5 protein-coding genes are annotated in these 9,378 nt (G+C 24.0%); 2 read left to right on the forward strand and 3 right to left on the reverse strand.

All coding sequences use genetic code 11. The annotated features are described in order from the left end of the window. Positions 1 to 48: 48 nt before the first annotated feature. The 3 genes from CRU93_RS08355 to CRU93_RS08365 are packed head-to-tail and all read right to left on the reverse strand — an operon-like array spanning position 49 to position 6,859. Complete coding sequence (locus CRU93_RS08355; protein WP_129103741.1) at positions 49 to 1,245, reverse strand: hybrid sensor histidine kinase/response regulator; 1,197 nt, start codon at positions 1,243 to 1,245, stop codon at positions 49 to 51. After that, entirely contained in the window at positions 1,242 to 2,897 is a 1,656-nt protein-coding gene (locus CRU93_RS08360; RefSeq protein WP_129103742.1) for a CheR family methyltransferase, read from the reverse strand. Before CRU93_RS08360 ends, CRU93_RS08355 begins: the two co-directional genes overlap by 4 nt. Next, entirely contained in the window at positions 2,894 to 6,859 is a 3,966-nt protein-coding gene (locus CRU93_RS08365) for a response regulator (protein ID WP_129103743.1), read from the reverse strand. The genes CRU93_RS08360 and CRU93_RS08365 overlap by 4 nt, the downstream gene beginning before the upstream one ends. A 155-nt stretch (positions 6,860 to 7,014) precedes the next feature. Here CRU93_RS08365 and CRU93_RS08370 point away from each other — a divergent pair, with 155 nt between their 5' ends. After that, complete coding sequence (locus tag CRU93_RS08370) at positions 7,015 to 8,610, forward strand: ABC-F family ATP-binding cassette domain-containing protein (protein ID WP_129103744.1); 1,596 nt, start codon at positions 7,015 to 7,017, stop codon at positions 8,608 to 8,610. A gap of 26 nt (positions 8,611 to 8,636) precedes the next feature. Continuing rightward, positions 8,637 to 9,378 (forward strand): hypothetical protein (locus CRU93_RS08375; protein ID WP_164967653.1); only part of this gene is annotated, 742 nt, incomplete at its 3' end.

Below are 9,378 nucleotides of genomic sequence, written 5' to 3' on the forward strand. Positions count from 1 at the left end.
TCGTTATATAACTTAATATATAATGAAAAAAATAAGAAAATAAAAAGATTAGATTTTAAATGGCAAAGTAATAATTATATTTGCACCTTCATATTCTTTATTTTTATAATCAAACTTACTATTTATCGCTTTTATTTTTCCATACATAGAATCATTTATGATTTTATATGTAATATTTAAACCAAGTCCTATACCTTTGGCTTTATGTTTTGTAGTAAAATATGGTTCAAATATTTTATTTATATATTCAGTTTTTATTCCACCGGCGTTATCTTTTATAGAAATTTCTATAAAATTATTATTATTTATATGAGTATCAATAATAATAATTTTTTTAGTATCAATTTTATCTAAAGCTTCTTTTGAATTTTGAATTAGATTTATTAATGCTTGTATTAAACTATTAGGCAAATTAATAAGTTCAATTGAATCATCTAAATTTGTTACTATATCAATATTGTTCTCTTTTATTAAGTGTTCTTTTGTATCAAGAGTTTTATGTATAATTTCTGAAAGATTAAATTTTGATAAATTATCTTTGTATGAATAATCGTTAAAACTATCTATCATCTCAGATAACTCTTTAGTTGTGTTCATTATGCTTTGAATTGAATTTGAAACTTCTTCTTCTTTTGAAATTCCAAGTTGAATATTTAATTTTACTCCTGAAGCCAAAGTTGAAATCAATGAAAGAGGTTGTCTCCATTGATGTGCAATATTTCCTATCATTTCACCTAATGCTGCCATTTTACTTTGTTCTATTAATTCTAATTGTTGCTTTTGTATCTGTTTTTTTAATTCTATTTCTTTTTTTAATGCTTTGTATAAATTGTCATTTACTGCTTCAAGTTGTTTATTTTTTATTATTACTTCTATATATAAAGATAGTTTATTGATTAGTTGATGATTTTCTATTGGTTTTGTTAAATAGTCAATAGCACCAATTTGAAAACCTTTTTGTTGAAATTCTTCTTCTTTAAATGCTGCAGTTAAAAAAATAATTGGAATATTCTGTGTTTTAGGATTGCTTTTTAGATATTTTGCAGTATCAAAGCCATCTAATCCTGGCATTTGAACATCTAATATAATAATATCAATCTCTTCTTTATAGGTTATTTTTAGTGCTTCTTCACCATTTGAAGCTAAGACTAAATCAATATTTTCCAAATATTCTTGAATTAAATATTGTAATGATACAAGATTTGCTTCTATATCATCAACTGCTAAAATTTTTATTGGTCTCATATTTTCCTCTTATATATTTTGTTTTTACTATCAATAGTTAAAAACTTATCGTTTGTTTCTAGTGATTCACTCTCTCCTAAAATAAGGAATCCATAAGAATCTAAAGAATCTTTAAATAGATTAAAAATAGTATTTTTTAACTCTTTGTCAAAATAGATAATAACATTTCTACAAAAAATTAATTGAAAATCATTTATTTTTTTATCTTCAACTAAGTTATGTCTAAAAAATAGAATTTTTTCTTTTATCTCATCAGAAATTTGAACAAACTCACCTAAGTCATTAAAATAACTACTAAAACTTTCACTTCCACCTGCTTGATAATAACTTTTCATAAATTGTTTATAATCTTCTTTTGAATACAAACCATTCTTTGCATTTCTTAAAATAACATCATTTAAATCAGTTGCATAAATTAGACTTCTATCAAGTAATCCAATCTCTTTTAAAAATATTGCAATAGAGTAGGGTTCTTCGCCACTACTGCAGCCTGCACACCATATTTTTATATCTAAAAAACTATCAAGTTTTGGTAAAATGTTCTTTTTTAGTTCTTGAAAAACTTCAGGGTTTCTAAAAAAAGTAGTAACATTAACTGATATATTTAAAAATAGATCTTTAAATATATTCTTATTTTTCAAAATCAACTCTTGGAATTCATTAAAATCTTTTGGTTTTAATGTACTATAAAATAGTTTCACTCTTCTATTTATATGTTCTAAATTATAACCTCTATAGTCATATCCATATTTGATATATATTTTTTCTAAAAGCTTTTCTACATCTTTTTTTGTAAAAAGATCACTATTTAAAAAGTAGTTTATATAAGAGCTAATTTCATTAATGTTTAAAATGCTGTCATAATTATTAGTTCTTATGGCACTTTCTAACATTTGATTTGCTTCGCACTCTATTGGATCTTCAATTATTACGGTTGTTCTATTTTCTTGTAATAGTCTTAAACTGTCACTACCATCATTGCCATAACCGCATACGAGTACTGCAAGTAAGTTATTTTTATATTCATTTGAAAGACTTTCGAATGTTGTGCTAATAGAAGGTCTTGAAAAATTTCTTTTGGGTTCATTTGTTAGGAAAATAAAACCTCCTACAATTATCATATGTTTGCCAGGAGGTGCTGTATATATTGTCTTTGGTTCTATACACATATCTGATTTTGCTTCTACTACTTTAAAATATTTTGTTTTGCTTTTAAGAATTTTACTTAAGCTACTTTCCTCACTACTTTTATAATGCATAATAATAAAAATTGTGATATTTGATTCAGGTATATTTTCTATTATTTTAATAAATTTTTTTAAACTTCCTGCACTTCCACCAATTGCTAGATATTCAAGGTTTAATGTTTTTAATTTTTCAATTTGTTTTTTTACCAACTTTACAGTAAAACCAAGGTTTATAAGATATGTTTTTAGTGTATTTTCATTCGTAATTATTTTTGTTTTATATTTTATATTTTTTAAAGCAATTATAATAGAAATAGGTATACATTGTACTCCTAAAAAATTTATCTCAACAAACTTTTTAGAATTTAATAGTTTAAGAAGTAATGAAATATCATTTTGTTTTTCTATTTCTTGAACTACAATTTTTAAATTCTCTTTATTCTCATAAAAAACTATTTTTTTCATTTATGTTTTTTATTACTCCATAATTTAATTAAGTTTGCTAATATATTTATATCTATGGGTTTTGATAAATAATCATCTGCACCCAATTTTATACATTTTTCTCTATCATCTTTCATGGCTTTTGCAGTAACTGCAATTATAGGGATATCTTTTGTTTTATTATTTTGTCTTATTTTTCCCATTGCTTCATAACCATTCATTATTGGCATCATTATATCCATAAGTATTAAATCAACGCTGTTTTTCTGTAAAAAATCTAAAGCCTCTTGCCCATTAAATGATGTAAACGTAGTTGCATTAAACTCTTTTAATGCTGCATCCAAAACAAAAATATTTTTTATATCATCATCAACAATTAATATTTTTTTATTTGTTAAATCCACATTATTAAAAATTTCATTTGATTTATCTTCTTGTTCTTTATTTAAAAAAAGATTGATTTCATTTAATATTCTTTCATTAGAGTTAGCTGTTTTTACAATAATACTATTACTATACTCTTGAAGCTTGATTTTTTCTTCTTTTTGTAACTCTTTTGCAGTATAGATAATTATAGGAAGTTTAGGATATCTATTTTTTATATATTCGCAAACTTCTTCTCCTGATCCATTCATTAGTGCTAAATCCACAACAACAGTATCATAAATATCTTTTTTTATTTCATTAATTGCCTCTTGTGCACTATTTACAGTTAATATATTTATATCCTCTGAACCTATTAATTCTACTAATGCTTCTTTTTGAATATTATTATCTTCAATAATAAGTAGATTTTTTATTTTCTTTTTATTTATATCTTCAATAGAATTTATAATATTATTTATATCTCCATCTAGTACAGGTTTTTGTAAGTAACCAATAGCTCCTAGATTAAGAGTTTCACTATTCTTATCTTTTGAAGATATAATATGAACAGGAATATCTTTTGTATTTTGTTTTGATTTTAACACTTTTAAAACTTCAATTCCATCCATATCTGGAAGAGTTAAATCTAACATAACACCTTTTATTTTATATTTTTTTATAAGTTCTAATCCATCTGTTCCATTTAAAGCAATAAGTCCATAGTTTTCACTTTTTTTAATCTCTTCATAAACAATAGAAGAGAATACTTTATCATCATCAATAATTAAAAAAGCCTCTTTTGAATTATCTAGAATATTTCTATCATCATTTAATATTTCTGTTTGCTTAGGCTTAATACTATTTTGTTGAATATTTTTAGGTTTTTTTATAATAATTTCATCTTGTTTAATATTTTGTTTTTTTTGTAAATTTGGAAGAGTAATCGTAAATGTACTTCCTTCATCTATTTTTGATTCTAAAGATATATATCCTCCTAAAAGTCTACTTAATTCTTTTGAAATAGATAAACCAAGTCCTGTTCCACCATATTGTCTACTTGTACTTCCATCAGCTTGAGTAAATGCTTTAAAAATAAGATCTTGTTTTTCATTTACTATTCCTATTCCTGTATCTTTTACACTAATAGTAAAATCTTTTGTTTTATCTTTAGATGGATTTATAGATAATGTGATTTTACCTTTACTTGTAAATTTTAAAGAATTAGAAACTAGGTTTCTTATAATTTGAGATATTCTATCTCTATCATTACAAATAGTTTTTTTATAGTTGTCTTTAATCTCAAATTCTATACCTTTTTCAATTGCTTGATAGCTAAATATCTCTTTCATTTGTTCTAATAAGTCAATACTATTAAATTTATCAACAATTATATCCATTTTCCCAGATTCTACTTTTGATAAGTCAAGAATATCGTTAATTAATCTTAATAATTCATTTCCAGATTCAAATATAGTTTTTGCTTTTTTTATATCATCTATTGTTAAAGTATTCTTGCTATTTTTTTGAAGTAGGGAAGATAGTAAGATTATTGAGTTTAATGGAGTTCTTAATTCATGGGACATATTTGCAAGAAACTCTGATTTATATTTTCCTGAAAGCTCTAGCTCTTTTGCTTTTTGTTCTATTTCTTTTTTTGTCTCTTCTAAAAGTCGATTTTGCTCTTTTAGATGTTGTTCTGATATTTTTAGTTGTTGCTGTTGTTCTTCCATATTAGCATTTGCTTCTTCTAGTTGCTGTTGTTGCTCTTCTAGATTTGTATTTGCTTCTTCTAATTGTTGTTGCTGTTCTTCCATATTAGCATTTGCTTCTTCTAGCTTGATTTGATTTATCTCAAGTTCTTCATTTGCTTTTTTTGTCTGTTCTAATAACTCTTCTACTCTTTTATTTTTTATGGCACTAGATATTGCAATACAAACAGTTCTATTTATACTATCAAAAAAATCTATTATCTTTTTATCAAATTTTTCAAATGAACCAATTTCAATAACACCAAATAATTCATTATTATAAATCAATGGATAAGTATATGTATTAAATGAATTTTGAGTTACTAACCCAGTTGTAATTAAAGCTTCATCATTTTTTATATTTGTTAATAAAATAGGTTTTTTTTGATAAGCAACTTGTCCAATAATTCCTTCTTTTAAATCAAATGAATCTGATAAATTATTTTTATTACTATATGCAAAACTTGAATATCTTTTTAATTTTTTATCATTTGTATTATAAATATATAAAACTGCAAATCCTGCATTTATATAATTACTGATAAAATCAATAGATTCATCTGTTACTTTTTTTAAATCTTTTAGGTTAATCAAAATTTGATTTAACTGTGTTATTCCATCTTTTATCCAGTTTTCAATCTCTATTTTCTCTATATTTTCTTGGGTTCTTATGATTCCTTTATTTACAGCTTTACTCATTAGTGCAATTTCATCGTTTGAGTCTATTTTTAATAGTTCTACTTCATTTGTTTCTCTATTTAAAAATTTAAAGAAAGTTAATAGTCCTTCTTGAAAAGTATTTAAAGAGTTAATTATATATTTTTGAATAATCAAATAAAGTATAATTGATACTACAAGTAATGTAATAAGAGTAATAATAATCAAAGTACGTTTTAGTTCTTCAGGTGTTTTTAAAATCTCTTTTAAATCAACTTGTGAGATTATTGCCCAAGATAAGTTTTTATCTAAATTAAATATAGTATAAGAAGATAGTACTTTTTTACCTCTAAAATCTATATTTATTTTTGTATCAGTTATGCCTTTAAAAGCTTCTTGAACTGGTTTTGTATTAATAAAACCAGTTTTGGGATTTTTAAATGAATTTTCTAAAGAATGAGTATTACTTGATAAAAAGCTATCACTTCTCATTAAGTAATCTTTACCTACTAAATAATCCTCATGAGTTTTTGCATATCCAGCTCTAAATTTCATTATATTTTGAATACTACTTAACTTTAATTTTAAAATAACTATGGATTTAAACTTTGCATTTATATAAACAGGAGCTGCTAAGAACATTGCAGGTTCATTATTATCAGGGCTGTAAGGAGCAATATCACTATAAACTATTTTTCTTGTATCTTTTGCTTTTTGCCAAATCTTTGCAAGAATTGATTTATTTAGTATTCCTGTTGAAAGATTTTCTCCATAATCTGATAGCTTTTTATATGTATAAATAACTTGTCCATACTTTGATATTATAATGACATCACTAAATGGATATGTTTTTGTATACTCTTTATAAAAATTATCCCACTTTGATAAGGTTTTTTTTATCTTTTTATTATTTACAGGATATTTTTCATATTTGTTAAATCTAATTTGTTTATTTAAAGATTCGAACTGTTTTGTAAAATCTTTTACATAAGAACTATCAGACAGAAGGTTTATTTGTTTTGTATATTGTTTAAAAAGCTCTTTTAATTGCTTTACTTTTGAATCTCTTGTTGCAGTTAGTGCTTTATATTTTTGTTCTATTAAAGTATTTTGCGTTTCTTTTATAGAAATTATTCCTAAAATTGATGATAGAAAAATTAAAGAAAATATTGAAAGTATTAATAGTTTTAATTTTATAGATAGGTTTTTCATCTAGCCTCTTTATATATTTATAAATTAATTTTATCATTTAATTACTTTATATTTTAAAGTAAAGGGCTAATATTTATTAGTTGTTTTTATATTAATTTTCAAATTAGTAACATTTCGTTATAATCGCGATAGCTTACAAATGGAGTATATTTTATATGGTACAAATAGTTAATTTGAAAAAATCTTTTGGTTCAAGAGTTTTATTTCAAGATATAAATTTAAAATTTGATACAGGGAAAAAGTATGGACTTATTGGTGCAAATGGTGCTGGTAAAACAACTTTTTTAAAAATCCTTTCTGGTCAAGAAGATGCAACAGAAGGTGAAGTACAAATTCAAAATGGTAAAAAAGTAGGGGTTCTTTCACAAAATCAATTTGCATATGAAGAATACTCAATTTTTGATACAGTACTTTTAGGGAACAAAAGACTTTACGATGCAGTAAAAGAAAAAGAAAAACTTTATATGAGTGAAGAGTTTACTGATGAAGTAAATAATAGATTAGGTGAATTAGAAATTATTAGTGTTGAAGAAGATCCAACATATGAATATGATGTAAAAATTACAAGAATATTAGAAGATTTAGGTTTTCCATCTTCTCAACATCATGATTTAATGAGTACATTAACAGGTGGAGATAAATTTAAAGTTTTATTAGCACAAGTTTTATATCCAAAACCAGATATTTTATTTTTAGATGAGCCTACAAATAACCTTGATATTGATACTATTGGGTGGTTAGAAAACCAACTTCAACATCATGACGGTACTATGGTTGTTATTTCTCACGATAGACATTTCTTAAATGCAGTATGTACACATATTTTAGATGTTGATTATAAACAAATAAGAGAGTTTACAGGTAATTATGATGACTGGTATATCGCATCAACTGTTATCGCAAAACAACAAGCAGCAGATAGAGATAAGAAATTAAAAGAAAAAGATGAATTAGAGAAGTTTATTGCTAGATTTAGTGCAAATGCTTCAAAAGCAAAACAAGCAACTTCTAGACAAAAACAATTAGATAAATTAGATGTTGGTTCAATTCAACTTTCAAGTAGAAGAGATCCATCAATTATCTTTAGACAAAAAAGAGAAGTAGGTAAAGAACTTTTATCTGTAAAAAATATATCAAAATCATATGATGGACATGTTGTATTAAATGATATCTCTTTTTCAGTAGATAAAGATGATAAAATTGCACTTATTGGGCCAAATGGTATTGGTAAAACAACATTATGTGAAATTTTAGTTGAAAATATCAAACCTGATAGTGGAGAAGTTCACTGGGGTGCAACAATACAAAATGGTTATTTCCCTCAAAATGCAACAGATATAATTTCTGGAGATGTAACTTTATATGATTGGTTAAGAAGTTTTGATAGAGAAGCTGATATTAATGAAATTAGAAACTGTTTAGGTAGAATGTTATTTAATGGCCAAGAGCAAGAGAAAAAAGTTGAAGCTTGTTCAGGTGGTGAGAAACATAGAATGTGGCTTTCTAAAATTATGTTAGAACAACCAAACTTTATGATTTTAGATGAACCAACAAACCACTTAGACTTAGAAGCAATTATCGCACTAGGTGAAGCATTACATGAATATCCTGGTTCTGTAATTTGTGTATCTCATGATAGGGAATTACTTGATGCTTATGCAAATAGAATTTTTGCTATTCAAGAAGATGGTTCAATTTTAGATTTTAAAGGTACATACGAACAATATCTTGAGTTTAAACAGAACCAATAATATTATAAATAGAAGAGTAATATTTAGTGGATTTTTTCAATATATTATATATTTTAATTAATATTATTCTTCTTTTTTGTGCAATATATTTAATTATTGTTAATTCAAAAAAAAGAAAAATATATAAGCAAAGAGCAAAAGAATTATCTCAAGTCTCTAAATCTAGAGAATGTACTCAAAAAGAAAAAGAGCTTTTAAAAAAATATTATCATATAAATATAAAAGATGAAAAGGTTTGTTCTACAGATTGTATTTTTTTAGAAGAGTTAACAAACTCTTCTAATTGTGATAATAATATTATTAATAAACGCTTTATTTTTAATGGTGCAATACTAATTTGTGGATTATTTTTTAACTATTTTTATAAAAGATCTAAACCTAAAAATTTTGAATATATAGTTTATAAAAATAATGTCTATTTAGTATCAGTTTTATTTGAAAATAGTAATGTTTTACATGATTTAAATATGGAACATGAATTTTATTATCAATATAATGTTGATAATGGACTTATAGAAGAGGGTAAGTATATAATTACAGGTTTTAAAGCCTCTGTTCTTAGTTTATTAGTTACAATTTCATTTTTAATATTACTTAATTTTATAGATATAAAAGTAGATGCAATTTTATATGTAATTTCTATGATTTTTATCTATTATTCTTTTTTAAAAGATAAGAGAAAATCATTTATTAAATATAGAAAACATAATTTAACAATTTCAATTTTTACTTTTATAAATATAATTTTACTACTTATATGTCTTTATG

This window comes from Arcobacter sp. CECT 8985, assembly GCF_004116495.1.
Lineage (GTDB): Bacteria > Campylobacterota > Campylobacteria > Campylobacterales > Arcobacteraceae > Malaciobacter.